The organism is Lysinibacillus sp. RS10 (genome assembly GCF_041956855.1).
Taxonomy (GTDB): Bacteria; Bacillota; Bacilli; order Bacillales_A; family Planococcaceae; genus Lysinibacillus; species Lysinibacillus xylanilyticus_A.
In genome coordinates this window covers 274941-295020 of sequence record NZ_CP167122.1, presented here as the reverse complement: position 1 = coordinate 295020, position 20080 = coordinate 274941, and the positions used below count along the sequence as shown (strand labels likewise).

Below are 20080 nucleotides of genomic sequence, written 5' to 3'. Positions count from 1 at the left end.
GGTGTAGATTATTCCTCCACATTCCACATTTTATGTATACTACAACAACTATGATAAAAAAAACCTTACAGTCCTTCGACTGTAAGGTTTAATCATTCTAATAAAGGTCATTTTAATCTTCGTGGCGTCTTGGTGCACGTGAACGACCTTGTCCACCTTCACGGCGACCTCCGTCACGGCGTCCGCCATCACGACGATTTCCATTTCCATTTCCATTTCCACTTCCACCACGACGATCTCCGCCACGTCCGCCTTCTCGACGTCCATTAAAGCTACGGTTACCACCGCGTCCACGATCTCCTCCGCCACGGTTACCAGAACGCTCACGACGCATTGGTAATGGTCGTTCTTCAGTAATTGTTACTGGCGAGTCATCTGGCTCTTTTGTTAATGAACGAAGTGCAGCAGCTACAACATCGATTGCATCATGGTTTTCAAGTAATTCTGTCGCAAGTATACGATAATCACCTAAATCGTTGTTCGCAATAAGACCTTCTAGTGTCTCCATAGATAGGCGTTGTTGACCCACTAAAGCTTCGTCCGATGTTGGTGGTCGAAGTGGTGTCATACGTTTTTTCGTTGTTTCTTCTACAATACGTAGGTAACCCATTTCGCGTGGTGTTACAAATGTTACTGCAAGACCTGATTTACCTGCACGACCTGTACGACCAATACGGTGAACATAAGACTCAGGATCTTGAGGAATATCAAAGTTATAAACATGTGTTACACCAGAAATATCAAGACCACGAGCCGCTACATCTGTTGCCACAAGAATATCAATTTTATTTTCCTTAAATTGACGTAACACAGAAATACGTTTCGCTTGGCTTAAATCACCATGGATTCCTTCAGCAAGGTAACCACGAATTGATAACGCTTGTGCAAGCTCATCCACGCGACGTTTTGTACGTCCAAAGATGATAGCAAGTTCTGGTTGGTGGACGTTTAATAAACGAGATAAAATGTCGAATTTTTCACGCTCAGCAGACTTCACAAAATATTGATCGATGTTATCAACTGTTAATTCTTTTGCTTTAATTTTTACGATTTCTGGATCATGCATAAATGTTTCAGCAATTTTACGAATTGCTGGTGGCATTGTTGCTGAGAACAATAATGTTTGACGTTCAGAAGGCACATTTTCTAAGATTGAATTAATATCATCGATAAAGCCCATGTTTAACATTTCATCTGCTTCATCAAGCACCAATGTTTGAACATCTTCTAATTTTAACGTACGACGGTTAATATGATCGATGATACGTCCTGGAGTACCAACAATAATTTGTGGTTTATTTTTCAGTGCACGAATTTGACGGCCGATTTCTTGACCTCCGTAAACTGATAATAATTTCACACGTTTGTCATAACCAATTTTATAAAGCTCTTCTGAAACTTGAATCGCTAATTCACGAGTTGGAGCAATTACAAGTGCTTGGATATTAGGGTTTTTTGGATCGATTTTTTCAATAAGTGGAATCCCGAAAGCGGCAGTTTTACCAGTACCTGTTTGCGCTTGGCCTAATACATCGCGACCTTCAATGGCAAAACGAATAGTACCTTCTTGGATTGGTGTTGCTTCTTCAAATCCCATACGCTTTACTGAGCGTAATGTAGATTCGCTAATATTTAATTCTGAAAAATTTGTCAAACTTCTCAATCTCCTTTTTCTGCTTTTAAGTTGACAAATGGTTACATTTTCAGATGAAGTTGTCGGCAAATTCGAGCCTGTGTTGTGGAACGTTTCCGTTACTTAAAAATTTTCTCTACATGATGTCACATAGAGCTCTCTTATATGAAAAGGAAAGCCCGGTCTTTACCGAGCGGTTCGATTCTGTCGTAATTTTTCACTTTAGAATAAAACCGTTGTGTTCAAAAAAAAGTACTCTTCAACCAAAGTATGAAGAGTCTTCGCACAAAATGTATCCATTGCTTACACTAGTCTAACATGGCTTTAAACCGTATGCAACGATAACGCATGAGTCGTAATAATCTGACTACTTTGCGGAGCCCTTTAAAAACAATAAAACCTGCGGAAACCATTCAGAGCAACCTTCATCATAACATATATGATGCTTCCCTTTATCAGAAAAATACAAAGTTTTATCGTTCGAGGTTAATGTATTATATAGAAATTGAGCAGTATGATAGGGAACTATACCATCTAATTTTCCCTGTACAATATACACCGGAATTTGGATATCTTTATAATATGGCTCCACCATTCGGACAAGCCTCATGAATTCTATTGTTGACGCTAAAGGTACATTGTTAAACTTATGACGGTAGCGCAAAAACAGCTCATTATTAGACAGATTACGATTGTATGCCTCTGTAGCAAGCATTTTAAAATCCTTGACCAGTTGCTTAGGACTCACATATTTGGCAGCAGCACTTAATAACACGAGCTTTTTCACTTTATAACGCTTGGCTAAGTACAACGCTATAATGCCTCCCATTGAAAACCCAACCACTATTACTTCATCTACCTTTTTGGCAAGAGCACGAAAAGCCAACTCGGCGTCCATCAGCCAATGCTTAGCAGTGAATCCACGCATATGCAACTCTTCCCCGTGCCCTGATAAAGTAGGTTGTTCAATTAGCCAATTTGTATGCGCACGTAAATAGGTAGTAAAAGGTTCTACTTCATAAGGTCCTCCGGAAAATCCATGTATACATAACACACCTACTGACAATTGCTTTCACCTCTAAATATAAACTTAAGATAATATGAAGAAATCGGTGAGAGAGTGTCCCACCGATTTCTTATAATCAGAGAGGGTCTTCATCCCCTCTGATAAAAGTTTCATCTTATTCAGTAAATGCATGTAAAATCGTTTCTAATTTCATACCGCGAGAGCCTTTTAGTAAGATGATGGACTCCTCGTTAGCTTGCTGTATTCTTTCGATAATTGGCGTATAATCATCCTCTACATATAACAAATGATCCGCATCAAAACGTTCTTTTAATACTTCATTTAAATAAGTCATGCGTGGACCAAATAAGCATACATAAGCGATTTCTTCAGCATGGATATCCTCCGATAAGTCTTTATGGAAGCTCTTTTCGTTTGGTCCCAGTTCAAGCATGTCACCTAACACAAGCCATTTTTCTGGGCGAATCGTTGTCGACGCTATAAATTGAATAGCTGCTTTGACAGAAGTTGGAGCTGCATTGTATGCATCATTAATAAACAATGCGCCATTTGTTCCCTGTACTTGTTGCATGCGCATGTCTGTAAGGGCCACTTGTTTTAAGGATGCACGAATTTGGTCATCATTTAAACCTAGCTTTTGAGAAATTAACATAGCAACTAACGTATTTTTTACTTGATGCTTCCCGAGAACTGAAATAAAGAAATCTCCTTCAATCACACCATGTGTAGTGAAGCTACTACCATCAGCAGTAGCCTCAATATTGTCAGCATACAATAGATTACCGTGCTCTAAGCCAAATGCCATTGCATTTAACTGTTGCTCTTGCGCAACAAGCTCCTGAAGCAATGGTTCATCACCATCATAAAATAGCACTCCATCTGATTGCATCCCTTGAATGATTTCAAATTTTGCTTTAGCAATTCCCGCACGTGAGCCTAAATCTTGCATATGAGCCTCGCCAATGTTAGTAATCACTGTCATATGTGGACGAGCAAGTTTCGTTAAAAATTCAATTTCACCAAAACCACTCATACCCATTTCAAGCACGGCAACATCCGTATCTTCATCTAGCTGTAAAACCGTAATCGGCAAGCCTAATTGATTATTAAAATTCCCAATTGTCTTCTGTACTTTAAAGAATGGTGCAAGCGTTCCTGCTAAAATATCTTTCGTGGATGTCTTACCATTTGAACCAGTAATCCCAATAAATTTAGCCTTGTGCTCATTACGATAGGCACTTGCCATTTGCTGTAACGCAAGCTCTGAGTCGTCTACAAAAAGCAATGGTACACCTTGTGGTGGATTCGGTTCATCTTTCTGCCAAAGAGAAGCTCCTGCCCCTTTTTCAAAAGCTTGCAGAACAAATTTATGTCCATTGACCTTCTCCCCACGAAATGGTACGAAAAGATCCCCTTGTTGAATTGTTCGTGTATCAATAGAAATTCCTGATACAACTGTATCGCCAAAAGCTGGTACTTCATCATTTAACCATGCAGCTAACTGCTTCAATGTTTTTTTCAAAATAATCCCACTCAGTCTTTTTTATAGTGAAGCTGTTGTTTTTCTTCAAAACGCTCAATTGCTAAATTAATCAGACGATTAATAAGCTCTGGATAGCTTACATTTGTATGTTGCCAAAGAAGCGGATACATACTAACAGGTGTAAAACCTGGCATTGTATTCACTTCATTAATAAAAATGCTATTATCTGCCGTCACAAAAAAGTCCGCACGAACTAAACCGCTTCCATCAATAGCTTTAAACGCACGCTTTGCTAGTTCCTGTAAACTTGATACTCCATTCTCAGGAAGCTCTGCAGGAATAATAAGAGCTGTTGAGCCATCTTTATATTTCGAATCATAATCATAAAACTCAGTTACTGGTTTAATTTCACCGGGTACAGAAACTTCCGGGAAGTCATTCCCTAGCACAGCTAGTTCAATTTCTCGAGCTACAATACCTTGCTCAACTACAATTTTACGATCATACTGTAAGGCTATTTCGATAGCCTTCACTAATTCATCGCGATTTGTTGCCTTACTAATTCCGACACTCGATCCCAAGTTTGCAGGTTTCACAAACATCGGCCAATCCAATTTTTCTTCACAGCGAGCAATGATCGCTCCCTGTTCATTAGCCCAGTCGCTACGAATGAAGTACGTATACGGCACTTGTGGTAAACCAGCAATTTCAAATAATTGCTTCATAATTACTTTATCCATGCCAGCTGATGATGCTAACACACCATTTCCTACATACGGCAAATTTAGAACCTCTAGTAAACCTTGAACTGTTCCGTCTTCCCCATTTGTACCATGAAGTAATGGGAAAATTACATCAAATTGTATAGCTTTACCATTATTATCGATTAAAAAATCTGTTATATTATTTTCCAAAACAGTTGCATCATTACCAAATTGTAATTCTTCAATTGTACTTGCTGGTTTTGTTAGACGCTCACCACGGCGCCATTCCCCTTCAAGTGTAATGAAAATCGGATATACTTCATACTCCTCGAAATTCAAAGCTCCAGTGACTGCACGTGCCGTCGACAATGACACCTCATGCTCTGCTGACTTTCCGCCGTATAATAGACCGATTCTTTTTTTCATTTTTGTGCCCTCCACATACTTCTTGAGTACTATTAGTTTATCATGAAACGTCTTGACTAATGACATAAAAATCTCACCGTAATTTTGACGGTGAGATTTGAGTGTATATTCATTCTACGTACAAAATGAGAATGAACGAATCAATTATGCCTCGGCATAATTGCGTCCGAACTTTAACTTCTTTCAGCAGGTTTTTGGACACCTGCTGAAAGAAGTTAAATAATATAAATCAATTCATCGTGCTCATTTTTCAAAATTGTATTTAAATCATCCCATACTTCATCAGGGAAGGTATATTCTGACAGGTTACGAATTTCGATACCGTAAGCTACTTTAGGCTTTTCGATTCGATATAATGATAACAGCGCCCCATCTTTAGCAAAAGAACGATAAGCACGCAAAAATTCAGGTGAAATAGAAGGAATACTTGATTTTACTTTCCGGCGCCAAAAACCAGTGCTACGTTCCTTCTCACGAATTAAACTATTAAAAACATTGGCAACAAGTAAATCAGAATCACTTAAATGACGAAAATAAATTTTAGTCATCTTCTCTAAGTCTGAAGAATAGTAGACAAATCGATTTTGTAATTTGTTAAAAAACGGTGAAGTAATCGATTCCTTTTTATGACTTATGTAAAGCAATTCTCCTTGTTCCATCGGCGTTAGTTGGTCTAGCCTCTTCTCATCCATGAAGTCTACCCAACACAATTCTTTTGATTCAGCAGCTTTCTTTACAAACCGATGTACTTCCTCATCTGGTATATAATCAAACTGTGTATGCATATTAAAGGAACCATCTTCATAGGAATGTTTTAACAACAGTAAGTGATGCAGTGGTTCAAGCGCAGCCACAAATTGCGAGAATTTAAGCCCGCTAAAAATGACAAATTTATCGACATCATTCATATGAACATAAATATGATACATAAAATCTTCAGCTGACTTCAATTTTTTAGCCACAACCATCACCCCATTCTTCACTACATTATAAGACTAAATTTGATTTTTTTGAAACATTTTCTGCTAATTGTCGTCACAACAATATACACAGGCGTAAAAGTGTTTTTTGCGTTATAATATGAATGTTAAACATGTGAAAGCACATTTGTTGTTAACTACTCTAAATGAGCAAATTTAAAAGAATATAATTCTATTCATTTTTTACAAATATCTAAGTGAATTTCAAGAGCCCTTTGAAAGCAAGCACCGAGCTTCTCGTTGGCACGCTAACTTTGGAATTGATATTTGCCTCATATCTACGGCAGATGCCCACATATAGAGATGGGAGACTTCTGTAACTGACGTTGCACTTTCGGTACAAAATTATCTGTACCTGTCGCTACGCTTTCGGTACAAAAATTATCTGCTGAAAGAAGTTAAACTAAAAATTGAATCGGAAATAATTTATATTAAATTTACTTGTGCAGAAATACTATTTTAATATAGGTGGCTTGTATGGAAAATAAACGAAATTTTGCGAGTCGTTTTGACTGGACGCTCGCTTTTATACTTCTTACCTTCTTAGTCATAAGTTTGTTAGCCATTGCATCGGCGCAAACATCAGGTCAATATGGCACAAACTTTGTCCCTAAACAATTACAATGGTACGTCATCGGCGCGGTTATTATTAGTATTGTTATGTTTTTCGAGCCTGACCAATATAAAAAGATGTCATGGTATATGTACGGTTTTGGCATCGCCTTATTAGTCCTACTTATCTTCATGCCAGAAGGAACAGGACAAATCGGTGAAAAAATTAACGGTGCTAAAAGCTGGTATCATACACCACTTGGAAATATACAGCCTTCTGAGTTTATGAAAACCTTTTACATTTTAGCACTTGCTCGACTTATTAGTAAGCACCACGAAGTCCATCCTTTTAAATCAATAAAAACGGACTTTTTATTGCTAGGTAAAATGGCTCTCACACTGGCAGTACCTTTAGCTCTTATTTTGGAGCAACCTGACCTTGGTTCAGCACTTGTATTTTTGGCCATTACGGCTGCTCTCATTATTGTAGCAGGGGTATCATGGAAAATCATTTTACCGATTTTTGTAGGTGGAGCTGCAGTAGGTGGTACTTTTTTATGGATGGCACTCTATATGCAGGATTTTTTAGAACAAGCATTCGGCTTGAAACCGTATCAGTTTGCTCGAATCTATTCTTGGTTAGATCCCTATTCATATTCTTCTAGTGAGGGATACCATTTAATTACTTCCTTAAATGCCATTGGTTCAGGTGAGATTTTCGGGAAGGGTTTCAAAGGTCGTGAAGTTTACGTTGCCGAAGGTCATACCGATTTTATTTTCACAGTTATTGGAGAAGAATGGGGTTTTGTTGGTGCTAGTTTCGTTATTTGTATGTTCTTTTTATTAATCTATCATTTAACAAAAACTACACTATTATTAAAAGATCCATTCTCAACATATGTATGTGCTGGTATTATCGCAATGATTACATTCCATGTATTCGAGAATATCGGCATGACTATCCAATTATTACCTATCACAGGTATTCCTCTACCGTTTATCAGTTATGGAGGAAGTTCATTGATGGGGAACGCACTTGCCATAGGGCTTGTTTTTAGCATGCGCTACCACTATCGTACCTACATGTTTACCACTCACGATGATGATGATTAAATAGTCCCTAAAGTAGAATGATAGATATAGAAAATGGGTAGTCTCTGTAATTGAGACTACCCATTTTCATTTGTAAACGAGTTAAGCTTGAACTTGCGGAGTTTGTGTTGGTGGTGTTAGCACTTTTAAAAGTTCAAGTCGAGACTTTGTTACAGTGGCTGTTACACCCAATTTCGATAAATTCGAAACAATCTTTTTCAAATCTACTTCTTTTGTCATACATTCCACCTCAATCTTTCCTCGATTTTATAAACGTTTTATTTCCAAAAAAGTTTCATTTTTGCATGTGTATGATGTCTGACAAGTTTATTCATTCCTTATCATACCATTTAACTCAGCTTTAAAATTTTTCATTTTTGTTACAATGTAAAATTTTTCTTTTCACTATTTACCATAAATATCAAAAATCAAACCTACACATACCGATATATCTTCTAGTAATATACCCCAGAAATAAGTTAATACACTATGCGACAATCGATACAAAAAATTAAAAATGGGTGAATTGATTTTGAATTCGTCATTATTTTTTAGCCTCAATATAGTTCCAGTATTAACAGTCTGCATTTTTTTATACATTATACTTTCAATTATGCCTCGTCGTAATTGCGTCCGGAGGTTTTAAGGACTTCTGTATCTGTCGCTACGCTTTCGGTACAAAAGACATTTGTAACTGCCGTTTCACTTACGTTACATAAAAACACTTGCTGAAAGAAGTTAAATGTAAGCCATTATTAAGCATTAAAAGTGTTTTATTCTCCGTCTCCTTGTAATAACAAGAACAAGAGAGGTAGAATATACATACTAAAATATCGTATGAAAGTAGGGTCTGTATGAAAAAAGCCATTTTATTATTAATGTCTGTTCAATTCCTCGTCTATCTAGGATTTGGAATTATTATTCCTGTCTTACCAGAGGTTGTTGTTCAACAAAACTGGGATGATATACACGTTGGTGGTTTACTAACCGTGTACTCACTTGCAAGTTTCTTCACTGCACCACTTTGGGGCATGCTATCCGATAAGGTAGGTCGGAAGCAACTAATTTTAATGGGCTTAGTTGGTTTTAGTCTAAGCTTTGTTATTTTCTCATTATTTATAGATAATCTAGCCATTTTATATGTCTCACGTGTTGTGGGTGGTTTATTCTCGGGTGCACTGTATACAGCTGTAACAGGCTTTATAGGTGATATGTCGAGTGAGGAGGATCGCAATAAATACATGGGTCTCATGGGCATGTCCATCGGGCTTGGTTTTATTTTCGGTCCAGCAATTGGTGGTATGCTCGGACACTATAGCCTGCAACTGCCATTTATCGCTTCAGCAATACTAATAGCACTATTATTTATTTATGCAAGTTTCGTCTTAAAAGAACCTGAAAAACGAAAAGATACAAATAAACGTGCAATTGTGCCAAAAGGTGCTGGTACAATGCTGCAATACCGTGTACGTTACTTATTTATGTTCTCATTTTTAGTTACTTTTATGCTGGCGGGAGTAGAAGCTACATTCCAATTGTTCCAAATTGAAAAAATTCAAATTACACCACTACAAATTGGTTATTTATTTATGTTTAGCGGCTTTGTAGATGCAGCTATTCAAGGTGGCGTTGTGAGACGCATTAAAAACGGAAGCGAAACAAATTGGTTAATAGGTGCACAAATTTTGACAGCTACTGGTATGCTTTTATTCACATTAACAGCTAACTTATTTACAGCAGGCCTTGCCCTATGTGTCTTTACAGCGGGTAATGCACTTGCTAGAACATGTGTCGTTTCTCTTTCGTCAAAAGAGTCGGGTGGCCAATATGGGACTGCTGCAGGCCTTTCTTATTCTATGGATAATTTAGGGCGCATCCTTGGTCCACTATTTTTCACATGGTTATTTACAGTTCAAGCTAATATCGGTTACTATACTTCGGCAGCAATAGCCATTGTTTCAATAAGTTTAATTTTTATTTATAAAGCTTCAAAAAAATCTTTACGACTTGAATAATTTGTGGATAAAAAGCCGTTACTTAATAGTAATTTAAAGTATATAGTACACTTCAAGGAATATTTAACTTCTTAAAGCGGAATATCGGAGGGCCTGTATGAACAAAACAACAAATCTTTTACTTCCCAAAGAGCTAGAATCGTTTCGTTTTGAAATTGAAAATACACTTCTTTCGGCGATGATTATCACACCATACAAACGTTCAACTACGTTAACGGAAAGTAAATTTGCTGGGAAACCTTATTTACCCTATTACCAAGCATATCCGAAAGATATTACAGGTGAGCCTATGCGGCTATTAGCTCAAATTAACTTTGCAGAAATGCCACCATTAAAGGATTTCCCATCTCAAGGGATTCTGCAATTTTTTATTTCATCCAATATTTTCGTGAATGCTGATCATTATCATGAGGATATTTTCCAGCAATTTTACAAAATACGTTTTTACCCTACCATAAATTCCGAAGCGGAAGTTCCAAGACAGGAGTTTTTAGCACAAGCAGCAGATGATTGGTTCCCTATACATCAGGAATTAGCTTTACAATTTCAACCAATCCAAGAACCTGTTTCTGCTTTAGATTATCGTGCGATATACTATTTACCAAACTTAATCCCTCCACAAGAAGACGTTGATTTACAGGAGATTTATCTACAACATTTTTTAGGAGCAGGAGCTAAAATTGGTGGCTATGCCTATTTTTTAGAGGAAGATATTCGCCACCAATCGCAACTCCTCCAACGATATGATGTGCTATTGCTCCAAATCGATTCTCATGACGAAATCGGTATTATGTGGGCAGATAGTGGAGTTGGGAAATTTTTCATCAATCGTAATAAGCTACTCCAAAAAGATTTCTCTGATATTTTATTTCAATGGGAGCATTACTAAAAGGATTACCTCGCTTTAGTTTTCGAGGTAATCCTTTTCAATGCTTATTACAAATTTCATATCTTCTTTCCATCTGTAAAGTAAGTTATACTAAATATATTGCAAAAATATAGTTAAGGCAGGTGTAGGAATGAGTATTTTTACAGATGTTGGATATACAATACCTTTAATTATGTTTATAAATATTTTAGCAGCAATGGTCATAATTTTTTTAGAACGTAAAGATGCTACTTCTACATGGGCATGGATTCTAGTATTATTTTTCATTCCAGTAGGTGGGTTTGTTTTATACTTACTGCTCGGACGAAAACTACGAAAAAAGCATTTGTTCCGTTGGGAAGGACGCAAGGATATTGGGATTGATAACCTCATTAGCTATCAGACAGAAGCGATTCGAGATGATACATTCGAGTTTCGTATCGAAAATGCAGAAAACTATAAAGAAATGATTTATATGCATCTTAAAACAAATAATGCGGTGTTAACACAAGACAACCACATTGAGATTTTTGATGATGGTGCTGATAAATTTGAGCAACTTCTTAAAGATATCGAAACAGCGAAAGATCATATTCACATTCAATATTATATTTTCCGTCTAGATGATTTAGGTACACGCATTGTTGATAAACTTACTAAGAAAGCAAAGCAAGGAGTAAAGGTCCGGCTCTTGTATGATGAAATGGGCTCACGTAATGTTAAAAAACGCCATTTCAAGGAATTACTTAATGCAGGTGGTGAAGTTGAAGTATTTTTCCCATCCATTTTCCCACTGCTTAATCCTCGTTTAAATTTTAGAAATCACCGAAAAATCGTTGTGATTGATGGCCGTATTGGTTATATCGGTGGCTTTAATGTTGGAGATGAGTATCTTGGGCTACAGAAGAAGTTTGGTTATTGGAGAGATACACATTTACGTATTGAGGGTAGTGCTGTACATCCATTACAAACACGCTTTTTACTTGATTGGAATCAAGCATCCGATCAACAGAAAATGGGTTACTCAGATCGTTACTTCCCTGCTATTCCCCAAAAAGGCGATGTGGGCTTACAAATCGTTTCAAGTGGACCCGATTCTGACTGGGAACAAATTAAAATTGGTTATTTAAAGCTTATTAATATGGCCAAAAAATACATTTATATCCAAACGCCATATTTTATACCTGATGTTAGTTTTTTAGATGCTATTAAAATTGCGACGCTATCAGGCATTGATGTAAGAATCATGATTCCAAATAAGCCTGATCATATGTTTGTTTATTGGGCTACCTACTCATACGTTGGACAATTATTGAATGCAGGAGCAAAAGTTTATATTTATGAAAAGGGCTTTATCCATGCTAAAGCCATTATCATTGACGACGAAGCATCTACAGTTGGAACTGCAAACCTTGATGTGCGAAGTTTCAGCTTAAACTTCGAAGTTAATGCCTTTATTTATGACTCAAAGATTTCACATCAGCTTGCCGAGCTGTTTGAGAAGGATATTTTCGACTGTACTGAATTAACTTTGGAAATGTACCAAAATCGTTCTTCGCTCATTAAATTTAAAGAATCAGTTTCCCGCTTACTAACACCTATTTTGTAGAACATAGAAAAAGGAAGAGAGCTAGCTCATTAATGATGAACTGCTCTCTTCCCTTTTTTATTTCACACCTAAATACTCTTCTAACGTTATATTTTGTTTTTTAATTTCTTTTGCCTTGTCACTGCCAACATAACGGTAATGCCATGACTCATACATATATCCAGTAATGTCCTCTTTATCTTTTGGGAATCGTAAAATAAAGCCGAAATCCTGAGCATGTGTCATTAGCCATTGTCCCGCTGGTGTTTCGCCGAATTCCTCAGTCAACCATAAATCATCTTTACCACGCTCCCCAATATCAAAGGCCAAGCCAGTTTGATGTTCTGAGTAACCTGGTCGCGCACTATAACGATCAGCGGCAGCCTGTCCATCACGATTAACATAGTTATTATATAACTTTGTTTGATAATCAAAAGATCGATAGCCACTAAATGCTACTAAATCAAACCCTTGTTGTTTTGCAGCAGCCAACATTTGATCTAGAGCTTGTCGTGCCTCAGGATTCTCTCCTGGCGCAAAGGTAGATGGTAGTGGGTATATCTTATTGGCTAGTAAGATACCATTAATATATGTCGGTTCAGTTGGTAACGTTTGATTTGGTAAATAGCCATTCTCATCCGGCTGTTGCTCAGGTTTCACAGGGTTTTCGGTTGTTTTTTTCGGTTCTTCCATTGTAGGCGAGTCTTTTTCAGCTTGTTCTGTTGTAAGTTTTTGCTCATCTGATGCATTACTTTTTTGGTTATTTTTATAGTTATAAACTACAAAAATAGATACAATTAGTGCCACTGAAATCAAAGCCCCAAGGATAAGTGGTAGACGTTTGTTTTTCACTATTTTGACCCCTTTTATAGTTATCAAGTACTACAGTTGAGTTCTTTATTTGTTAAAAAGTAGAAGAACAAGTCTACAGTAAGTACTGATTACAGTTATACTTTATTGGTATAGTTTCATTTTAGCACTGTTCACAATTTAAGGTGTACGTTTTCATCGTAGATTTTAAAATTAGTCGGTTAGTCTGTGACAATGGTAATAAACACTGCTATAGAAGCAACCGTGAAAAAGATTGCCATGTATTTCATCCATTTTGCCTCTTTTATATAACCTTGCTCTTTAAAACTTTTGGCTCTAAAACCATTCGATAGGGCAAACATAATAGTCATAGCAAATACTGCAAAATTAAAGTTACCCATAATCATAAATACAATAGCTGCAATACTAAAAAACGCGACTAGAATAGATGATAGCCACTTTTTATTCATCTTGCTGTCCTCCTAAAAAAATCGAGGCTACGCAGGCGCCTCGACATAAATTAATTTATGATTTTACTTTTTCCGGATGCTCCGAATAGAATTTTCGACCAATATATGTTTGAAGAATCAATAATGCACCACCGACAGACCAGTAAAGTGGTAGAGCTGCCATAGATGTCATTGAGATAAAGACAATCATAATTGGTGAAATATAAATAAACATTTTCATTTGCGCTTTTTGTTGCTCTGGCACTGTCCATAATGACACACGTGCTTGGACTAAATATACAATACCCGCGATAATTGTCATAGCGATATCAGGTGAACCTAAGCTAAACCATAAAAACTCATGTGATTTCACATCTGTAGAATATAAAATAGAGAAATAAAGACCCATGATAATAGGCATTTGAATTAACATTGGTAAACAACCCATATTGAGTGGATTGATGCCATGTTTTTGATATAATGCCATCATTTCTTGTTGATACTGCGTTTGTTCTTCTTTAGTCTTTGCTTCCTTCATTTTTTTCTGAACAGCTTCCATTTCAGGCTTAAACGCATCCATCTTCGATTTCATCAATTGTTGCTGACGATAATTTTTTAACATAATCGGCATTAAAATCAAACGAATAAGGACCGTAATTGCGATGATCGCTAAACCATAGTTGCCTGAAAAAATAGTGTTACCGAAAAACTCCAGTAAAAATTCCATAGGTTTTACAAAAAGACCATAGAAAAAACCTTCTTTGTCTTGCACAGCTTGACAGCCACTAAGAACAAAAACGACAAGTCCAAGCATTGAAAATAGCTTCAATTTTTTCATTTTTCCACCTACTATTATTTATCAACTAAAGTGAAGTATACATTATATGATCTATCTTTATCAAATAGCAAGTGCTACTAATTATTGTTACCGCCCTACGTTTTCAGCATAAAAAAGATGCGAGAGCTTTAGCATTGCTAATACGTCCGCATCCTATTTATTCATCATATGTCCCCTCTTTTCAGCGGATCTTTGAACACCCGCTGAAATAGCTAAATGTTTTGAAGCTCCGACTCTGTCATCTCAAAACGATAAAATTCATGATGTAGCTCATCTCGGAAATGTTTGGGTGTTACCCCAGTATACTTTTTAAAGATGCGGGTAAAGTAGCTTTGGTTACAGAAATGGAATTGGTCTGAAATAGAAGTAATACTTTTATTTGTGTGCCTTAGATAGTATTGAGATTCCTCTACTCGACGAACATTTAAATATTCAACTAGTGTAATACCAACATGTTCTCTAAAAATACGGGATAAGTGACTAGTACTTATATGAAAATTATTTGCGATGCTTTCCACTGTTAAGTCATTTTCCAATTCATCATTTATATACATTATCACTTTATTAACGGTCTGATGACGAAAAGTCGGTTGCTTGCGATCTGCAATAAAATAGACAAAGAAATCTATTAAATCATCAGCGAATTGTAAAAATTCCGCGTCTTTCATCTGATTTTCGATCATATCATTACAAGCAACGTTAAAAGCAAACGCTTTCTTCGAAGGTACTTGGTTGTCTAGCAATTTACGAGCAACAATTGACGACAAAACAGAAAAATAGCTCCGAACAATTTTAATGACTTGTTTGCCAAAACGTATTGAAAGAATATCAATTAACTCATGCAAAGATTTCTTAGCCTTTGCAGATTCTAAATGGTAAATTTCAAATATTAATTTCGACTCAATATTAAAAAATTCTTCAACACCGATGTATTGGTTAATGCTATCGATTTCTTGGAAGTATCTTTTTGATATCGTTTCTGACATAGAATGTTGATGTAGTTGCATAATCTTCCCCATCTTTCCTCAGATTGCTCGAATCACTTTTACAAATTTTGACACCGAACTACTTATTTCAAATAAGAAAATAGTTTTCCTTATTGACAATATAAACTGAGTCCTATTTCACAATTATATATGGCATATAACTTAAAAATAACCCAACTAAACCATCAGTTTACAATAAAAATAGACTATACAGTGAATTTTACCATATTCTGCGATTTTCTTTCAACCACATTTTGTCTTTCTCTCTAGTGCTAATTTATCATATATATATAGTAGAAACCTCGTAAACTTATGTTGCACAATTAGATTTTACCATATACATATCAAAATAAATTAGTAATTATTTAAATTTTGTTACAAATTATGTAAGGTTATAACACCTATATATTTCATCAATCGACATTTCTCTTTTTTATTCCGAAATCTTCTCTATATAATTTATACGAATATGTAGTAAAATAGATGATAATACTATTTTTAAAAGTTTAGACGAGGTGTTAATAGTGGATCCAAAACAGATAGAAGAAATTATGGAGATTATTAAGGAGTTCTTCCCTGAGAATACTTCCATTGCAATTTCCGATACAAACGAATACTTGTATTACCAACCGAGCAAGAAAGTTGATTTAAAAATCAAGCCTGGCGATCCAATTAAAGAAGGTTCAGCAGCTCACAAAGCATTAAGCTATGGGCAAAAGATAAGCTCTTATATTGAACCTGATGTATTTGGCATTGCATATTACGGCATGAGTATTCCTTTAATGGAGGAAGGCGAAACTAAAGGTGCTATTACTGCTATCTTCCCACAAAAGCCATCAGCATTTTTAACGAACTACATTACAATTAAAATTGATGATTGCTGGTACCCAATCAAGCATGATCAAGTCATTTATCTAGAAACACAGCTCCGAAAAACATTTGTTAAAACAATGAGTCGTGAAGGGTATCACCGTTTAAACCTAAGTGATCTTGAGCTATTTTTAGCACCTGACTCATTTATACGTTGTCACCGCTCATATATTGTTAATATTGACTACATTGATGAAATTCAACCAGATTCACATTCAACGTTTTTATTAATCATGAAAGATGGTACTCGTATTCCTGTTAGCCAACGCTACGCAAGTTACTTCCGTCGTTCTTTAGGTTTCTAATCTTTTATAAGTACAGCGAGCATTTTCTTATTGAAATTGTTCGCTGTACTTTTTTGCTTACTGAAACAAGCTTATAAGTGCTCATTACTTAAAGTTGTAGATGACAATTTTAAAAATATACACTCTGTATATTAGTTGATTGGAGTGGAGACTGGGCGACTCCTTGGGGATTAGCGGTAGAGGAACGTAGGCTAAGAGCATCACGTCCTGTGGTAACGCCTTCGTGACCAACATCCTTTTGCCCCAAGCGGCTCATCGGACGCCCCCAGGAAGCTCTGCTCTGTGCGAAAGCGAAGCGTCAGCAACAAATGTTTTCTGTGCGAAAGCGAAGCGTCAGCAACAAAGCGCCCAGTCGGAACGGAAATTAACCACACATTTTGGTGATGAGCCAAGAAATTCTCAAAAAAATAATACAGCTCTACATTAAAACGTTTTCTCTGTCGAAAATTCATTTTTATGCTCATTTTTCCTATTTTTACTCATTTTAATGCTATTTCTAAAGTTTTTGTGACAATTTGGTGATAGTATTATTCAAATGGTTGGAGTCATACTACAACCGAATATACAGAAAATTCTTACAGAACTTTTTCTAGTTTTGTAACCGGTTTCCATCAATACTTTTTAGGGGAGGATTTTTTAATGGATGCAAATGTTCAAAAACGCCTAGGCTTAAAAGAACTTGAAAGTAAAATTGTTACTGCTGAAGAAGCTGCAGCGCTTATCTCTAACGGTGATGTAGTTGGTATGAGTGGATTTACTCGTGCGGGGGACGCGAAAGTTGTTCCTATGGCTTTAGTAGAGCGCGCTAAAAACGAAAAATTCAAAATTGATGTATATACAGGAGCTTCTTTAGGACCTGAAGTTGATAACTACTTAGCTGATGCTGGTGTTATCCGCAAACGTGGACCATTCCAAGGAGATGCAACGATCCGTAATTTAATTAACACTGGGGATGTCCTTTATGTAGATGCTCATCTTTCACATAACGCTGAATTAGTTCGCCAAGGAATTATTGGACCAATTAAATATTTAATCCTTGAAGCTGTTGCTATTACAGAAGATGGATTTATTATCCCAACAAACTCAGTAGGTAACTCACCTATCTTCGCAGAATATGCTGAGAATATTATTGTCGAATTAAATATCTCTCACCCAGAAGCGTTAATAGGTATCCACGATATCTATGTACCAGGTGAGCAAGGTCAACGTGAAGCAATCCCAATGACTGATGCTATGCAACGCATTGGTGACATCGGTATCAAAGTAGATCCAGCTAAAATTAAAGCGATTGTTATTTCTGAAGAGCCAGATGCTCCTTCATTAATCGTACCGCCAGATGAAGAAACACAAACAATGGCAAACATTTTATTAGACTTCTTCAGCGATGAAATTAAAGCTGGTCGCTTAACAAAACAATTAATGCCATTACAATCTGGTGTAGGTTCTGTTGCAAACGCTGTACTTGACGGCTTCGCAAATTCTGAATTTGAAGATTTAGTTGTTGCTTCTGAAGTACTTCAAGATGCTGTATTCAACTTAATTGATGCTGGTAAAGTTAAATTCGCAGCAGCTACTTCAATTACACTGACTGAAGAATTACAGAAAAAAGTATACGGTAACCTAGAGAAATACGCTGATAAAATTTGCTTACGTCCACAAGAAATTTCTAACCATCCAGAGCTTATCCGTCGTTTGGGCCTAATCTCAATCAACACTGCTCTTGAATTAGATATCTATGGCAACGTAAACTCAACACACGTATCTGGTACTCGTATGATGAACGGTATCGGTGGTTCAGGTGACTTTGCACGTAACGCACGTCTAGGTATTTTCGTTACTAAATCATACGCAAAAGGCGGCGCTATCTCTTCAATCGTGCCAATGGTTTCTCACGTAGACCACACTGAACATGATGTTGATGTAATCGTAACTGAGCAAGGTATTGCTGACTTACGTGGTCTTGCACCACAAGAGCGTGTACCTTTAATTATAGAAAACTGTGCACACCCTGATTACAAAGAACAACTTTGGGATTACTATAACCGTGCTTTAGAAGCAACTGGCGGCCATCAAACACCTCATATTTTAGAGGAAGCACTTTCTTGGCACGTAAATCTTGCTAAAAACAAAACAATGAAAAAAGAAGTTGCTAAAGCTTAATAACCCAAAGAACGCCTACTAAGTCAAATCTTATTAGGCGTTCTTTTTTGTCGAAAATGGTATAATAAAGTGATAGTTTTATATTTGGCTTTCTTAGTAGTCAAATATTGACATGTCACCAAATACGTAATTTTCTGTCGGAGGAACTATGAAGAAATTTATATATTTAATTATATTCTTTTCATTTTTTGACCTATTTACCCAACTTCCTGTCATGAGTACATATGCTGAATCCTTAGGAGCATCAGCCTTCTTAACTGGTCTAGCAGTAGGCATGTATTCTCTGTCCAATACAATCGGTAATATTATTTCTGGCTTCTTAACAGATCGTAAAGGTCCCTTTGTTATTTTAATCCTAGGACTATTAACGACAGGGTTATCATTATCACTATATAATTTAGTAGACGAACCTATTGCTCTATTAATAGTCCGTTTTGTACATGGATTAGTTGCTGGTCTAACCATCCCTGCTGCATTCACATTTTTAGCAAATGCAACTGAGCAAGAAAAACGAGGTAAGGGTAGTGCTATTTCCGGAGCGTTCGTCGGCATTGCTGCCATAATCGGTCCTGCATTTAGTGGTATTTTAGCAAGTCGTACTAGTGTACCATTTGTCTTTAATATAACAGCAAGCTTTATGATTTTGTTAGGTATCCTTGCCTTTTTCTTACTAAAATCCAATCAAATAAAAAAACAACAATCTGAACCAAGTACAAACATCCCTATAAGCGTATTTTTTAAAAATACACTTACATTAAAGGCATTCTTAGGGGCATTCTTTTTAATGTTTTCTCAAGGCGTTATCGCCTATCTACTTCCTCTAAAAGTGCAATCTTTAGGCTTCGACTCTCGCTTAAGCGGAACTTTGATGAGTACATTTGGAATTATTGCTGTACTTGTATTTATTTTGCCTACTAATCGTATTTTCGATAAGGTTGCTCCAATAAAAACTTTAGCACTTGGTATTGCTTTAATGGGAGTAAGTCAATTATTAATTAGTCAGGCAGATTCAAGTACGTTACTTTATATTGCAATGGCTTGCTACGGTATCGGGTTTGGCTTCTTATTCCCGTCAGTAAATTCACTTTTAATCGACTCAACAACTGCTGAGATTCGTGGAAAAGCCTATGGTTATTTTTATGCATTCTTCTCGCTAGGAGTTGTCTTAGGTTCCTCCTTGCTCGGATGGCTCTCACTAGGAATTGTCAGTGGCTTTATATTTACTGGCGTTGTTTTGTTAGTATTTGCAGCCATTATTATAATCACACATAAAAAACCTTCTCACGTTTAAATG

Annotated in this window: 18 protein-coding genes; 8 read left to right on the top strand and 10 right to left on the bottom strand. The window is 36.5% G+C overall.

The features are described from left to right. Positions 1-112: 112 nt before the first annotated feature. The 5 genes from ACB089_RS01600 to ACB089_RS01580 all read right to left on the bottom strand — a co-directional run bounded on the left by ACB089_RS01600 (position 113) and on the right by ACB089_RS01580 (position 6241). Entirely contained in the window at positions 113-1654 is a 1542-nt protein-coding gene (locus ACB089_RS01600) for a DEAD/DEAH box helicase (protein WP_374964983.1), read from the bottom strand. A gap of 346 nt (positions 1655-2000) precedes the next feature. Further along, complete coding sequence (locus tag ACB089_RS01595) at positions 2001-2699, bottom strand: alpha/beta hydrolase (RefSeq protein ID WP_374964981.1); 699 nt, start codon at positions 2697-2699, stop codon at positions 2001-2003. 115 nt (positions 2700-2814) lie between these two features. Then, complete coding sequence (gene murF / locus ACB089_RS01590; RefSeq protein WP_374964980.1) at positions 2815-4182, bottom strand: UDP-N-acetylmuramoyl-tripeptide--D-alanyl-D-alanine ligase; 1368 nt, start codon at positions 4180-4182, stop codon at positions 2815-2817. Positions 4183-4193: 11 nt separating this feature from the next. After that, complete coding sequence (locus ACB089_RS01585; RefSeq protein ID WP_374964979.1) at positions 4194-5273, bottom strand: D-alanine--D-alanine ligase; 1080 nt, start codon at positions 5271-5273, stop codon at positions 4194-4196. Between the two features lie 215 nt (positions 5274-5488). After that, positions 5489-6241 (bottom strand): hypothetical protein, encoded by a 753-nt coding sequence (locus ACB089_RS01580; protein ID WP_068986747.1) that lies wholly within the window; start codon positions 6239-6241, stop codon positions 5489-5491. A gap of 489 nt (positions 6242-6730) precedes the next feature. Here ACB089_RS01580 and ACB089_RS01575 point away from each other — a divergent pair, with 489 nt between their 5' ends. After that, positions 6731-7918 carry an FtsW/RodA/SpoVE family cell cycle protein gene (locus ACB089_RS01575; protein WP_374964978.1) on the top strand — a complete coding sequence of 396 codons (1188 nt, stop codon included), beginning with the start codon at positions 6731-6733 and terminating at the stop codon, positions 7916-7918. An 81-nt stretch (positions 7919-7999) separates the two neighbouring features. Here ACB089_RS01575 and ACB089_RS01570 read toward each other — a convergent pair whose 3' ends face one another. Further along, a complete protein-coding gene (locus ACB089_RS01570; RefSeq protein WP_004232019.1) occupies positions 8000-8137 on the bottom strand; it encodes an Lmo0850 family protein in 138 nt (45 codons plus the stop codon). Positions 8138-8751: 614 nt separating this feature from the next. Between ACB089_RS01570 and ACB089_RS01565 the strand changes: the two genes are divergently transcribed. The 3 genes from ACB089_RS01565 to cls all read left to right on the top strand — a co-directional run bounded on the left by ACB089_RS01565 (position 8752) and on the right by cls (position 12389). Continuing rightward, on the top strand, positions 8752-9912 hold the full coding sequence (locus ACB089_RS01565) for an MFS transporter (protein WP_374964976.1): 1161 nt from the start codon (positions 8752-8754) through the stop codon (positions 9910-9912). 97 nt (positions 9913-10009) lie between these two features. After that, positions 10010-10801, top strand: coding sequence for a YwqG family protein (locus ACB089_RS01560; protein WP_374964975.1), 792 nt, complete (start codon positions 10010-10012; stop codon positions 10799-10801). Positions 10802-10931: 130 nt separating this feature from the next. Beyond that, positions 10932-12389, top strand: a complete 1458-nt coding sequence (gene cls / locus ACB089_RS01555; protein WP_374964973.1) for a cardiolipin synthase — start codon at positions 10932-10934, stop codon at positions 12387-12389. Between the two features lie 57 nt (positions 12390-12446). On the opposite strand, the gene ACB089_RS01550 is transcribed toward cls, so the two are convergent. The 4 genes from ACB089_RS01550 to ACB089_RS01535 form a co-directional block, all read right to left on the bottom strand. Further along, entirely contained in the window at positions 12447-13220 is a 774-nt protein-coding gene (locus tag ACB089_RS01550; RefSeq protein ID WP_374964972.1) for a D-alanyl-D-alanine carboxypeptidase family protein, read from the bottom strand. Positions 13221-13399: 179 nt separating this feature from the next. Next, positions 13400-13648 (bottom strand): hypothetical protein, encoded by a 249-nt coding sequence (locus tag ACB089_RS01545; RefSeq protein ID WP_374964970.1) that lies wholly within the window; start codon positions 13646-13648, stop codon positions 13400-13402. Between the two features lie 55 nt (positions 13649-13703). Further along, positions 13704-14465, bottom strand: a complete 762-nt coding sequence (gene yidC / locus ACB089_RS01540; RefSeq protein WP_374964969.1) for a membrane protein insertase YidC — start codon at positions 14463-14465, stop codon at positions 13704-13706. Between the two features lie 212 nt (positions 14466-14677). Beyond that, on the bottom strand, positions 14678-15472 hold the full coding sequence (locus ACB089_RS01535) for a helix-turn-helix transcriptional regulator (protein WP_068986739.1): 795 nt from the start codon (positions 15470-15472) through the stop codon (positions 14678-14680). A 503-nt stretch (positions 15473-15975) separates the two neighbouring features. Here ACB089_RS01535 and ACB089_RS01530 point away from each other — a divergent pair. From ACB089_RS01530 to ACB089_RS01515, 4 genes are all read left to right on the top strand, one after another. Next, positions 15976-16626 carry a LytTR family DNA-binding domain-containing protein gene (locus ACB089_RS01530; RefSeq protein WP_053593997.1) on the top strand — a complete coding sequence of 217 codons (651 nt, stop codon included), beginning with the start codon at positions 15976-15978 and terminating at the stop codon, positions 16624-16626. A gap of 223 nt (positions 16627-16849) precedes the next feature. Next, positions 16850-17053: a hypothetical protein gene (locus tag ACB089_RS01525; RefSeq protein ID WP_374964967.1), complete on the top strand. Its 204-nt coding sequence runs from the start codon at positions 16850-16852 to the stop codon at positions 17051-17053. Positions 17054-17265: 212 nt separating this feature from the next. Continuing rightward, positions 17266-18786 (top strand): succinate CoA transferase, encoded by a 1521-nt coding sequence (locus tag ACB089_RS01520; protein ID WP_374964965.1) that lies wholly within the window; start codon positions 17266-17268, stop codon positions 18784-18786. A 148-nt stretch (positions 18787-18934) separates the two neighbouring features. Continuing rightward, positions 18935-20077 (top strand): MFS transporter, encoded by a 1143-nt coding sequence (locus tag ACB089_RS01515; protein WP_374964963.1) that lies wholly within the window; start codon positions 18935-18937, stop codon positions 20075-20077. Positions 20078-20080: the final 3 nt, after the last annotated feature.

Bases quoted from the DNA above. Each gene is read 5' to 3' on its own strand.
- ACB089_RS01585 (WP_374964979.1), bottom strand. From the start codon at position 5,273: ATGAAAAAAAGAATCGGTCTATTATACGGCGGAAAGTCAGCAGAGCAT.
- ACB089_RS01580 (WP_068986747.1), bottom strand. From the start codon at position 6,241: ATGGTTGTGGCTAAAAAATTGAAGTCAGCTGAAGATTTTATGTATCAT.
- ACB089_RS01575 (WP_374964978.1), top strand. From the start codon at position 6,731: ATGGAAAATAAACGAAATTTTGCGAGTCGTTTTGACTGGACGCTCGCT.
- ACB089_RS01570 (WP_004232019.1), bottom strand. From the start codon at position 8,137: ATGACAAAAGAAGTAGATTTGAAAAAGATTGTTTCGAATTTATCGAAA.
- ACB089_RS01565 (WP_374964976.1), top strand. From the start codon at position 8,752: ATGAAAAAAGCCATTTTATTATTAATGTCTGTTCAATTCCTCGTCTAT.
- ACB089_RS01560 (WP_374964975.1), top strand. From the start codon at position 10,010: ATGAACAAAACAACAAATCTTTTACTTCCCAAAGAGCTAGAATCGTTT.
- cls (WP_374964973.1), top strand. From the start codon at position 10,932: ATGAGTATTTTTACAGATGTTGGATATACAATACCTTTAATTATGTTT.
- ACB089_RS01545 (WP_374964970.1), bottom strand. From the start codon at position 13,648: ATGAATAAAAAGTGGCTATCATCTATTCTAGTCGCGTTTTTTAGTATT.
- yidC (WP_374964969.1), bottom strand. From the start codon at position 14,465: ATGAAAAAATTGAAGCTATTTTCAATGCTTGGACTTGTCGTTTTTGTT.
- ACB089_RS01535 (WP_068986739.1), bottom strand. From the start codon at position 15,472: ATGCAACTACATCAACATTCTATGTCAGAAACGATATCAAAAAGATAC.
- ACB089_RS01520 (WP_374964965.1), top strand. From the start codon at position 17,266: ATGGATGCAAATGTTCAAAAACGCCTAGGCTTAAAAGAACTTGAAAGT.
- ACB089_RS01515 (WP_374964963.1), top strand. From the start codon at position 18,935: ATGAAGAAATTTATATATTTAATTATATTCTTTTCATTTTTTGACCTA.